Origin of the sequence: Arsenophonus sp. ENCA (genome assembly GCF_002287155.1) — a bacterium.
GTDB classification, from domain to species: Bacteria; Pseudomonadota; Gammaproteobacteria; order Enterobacterales; family Enterobacteriaceae; genus Arsenophonus; species Arsenophonus nilaparvatae.
The window spans coordinates 1-927 of record NZ_NHNG01000629.1 but is presented as its reverse complement, the minus strand read 5'-3'; the positions used below and the strand labels follow the sequence as shown (position 1 = coordinate 927).

The 927-nt window shown below is 40.3% G+C and carries 2 protein-coding genes; one reads left to right on the top strand and one right to left on the bottom strand.

What is annotated here, in order from left to right; translation table 11 throughout:
- Window positions 1-166: 166 nt before the first annotated feature.
- Window positions 167-448 carry an IS30 family transposase gene (locus CBG25_RS16180; protein WP_290607905.1) on the bottom strand — a complete coding sequence of 94 codons (282 nt, stop codon included), beginning with the start codon at window positions 446-448 and terminating at the stop codon, window positions 167-169.
- Between the two features lie 118 nt (window positions 449-566).
- On the opposite strand from CBG25_RS16180, the gene CBG25_RS16175 reads away from it, so the two are divergent.
- A complete protein-coding gene (locus CBG25_RS16175) occupies window positions 567-893 on the top strand; it encodes a hypothetical protein (protein WP_290607904.1) in 327 nt (108 codons plus the stop codon).
- Window positions 894-927: the final 34 nt, after the last annotated feature.

The following is a 927-nucleotide window of genomic DNA, read 5'->3' as shown; positions in this document are numbered from 1 at the left end:
CGCAAGCCATCACCGTCAAACAGCTTGGAGACCATCGTTACGCCTACACCGTAACAGAGCCGTACAGCGGCAAATCGAGAAGTTACCTTCAACATGAGGTGCTGCATCTCAGATACGCCACTGACGAGGCCCATTCCCAGTCGAAACGCAACAAACCCATAAAACGTTATGCAGCCATTAGATGAGCTAAAAATACTTCATTTGGAGAAAAATAGCCCAACGATTTTCGTCCCCGAGTATTAAGTATGTGCTCAAGTTCTGCAATCTCGTTGTCCGTGACTGAGTTGAAGTCCGTTCCTTTTGGGTAAAAACGGCGGATAAGTCCGTTACTGTGTTCATTTAAACCACGCTCCCATGAGTGATAAGGCCTGGTAAAGAAGACATTAGCACCGGTGATCTCAGTTATCTGTTTATGCATGGAGAACTCAGAACCGTTATCGGCCGTCAAAGTTTTAAAGTCACAGAAGGTATTTGCTACAATAAACTAGTTGCTGAATAGAGACTTGCATTTTTTGTCACGCTATTGAGAATAAAAAGAGGTTTAACTTAGAGAATAAAGGTTTGAAATGATCAACAAAGAGCGGCTGTTACGAGATAATCGTTTATGTAAAGCAATCATTGGATTATCAGTCGAAGAATTGAAAAATTTAGCCGCTGAATTTTCAGCTTGTTATTTGATTTATCGGAAAAAGAATCGAAAAGATCACGAGCGGCAGATGGGTGCAGGGCAGAAAGGATTTATCCCAACCCCACTAGATAAACTGCTTTTTATTTTAGGGCACCTCGAAAAACCTAAGCCGACACGAGTTTCGCAGTCTCTAAAAAAGAAGTATAAATTTAAAAACAAGAAAAAATCAGGATGTTCATATTTTGTCCGGTTATCCATGCATTAAAGATATCTATAAAATATTCTTGCAAGTAAGCAGT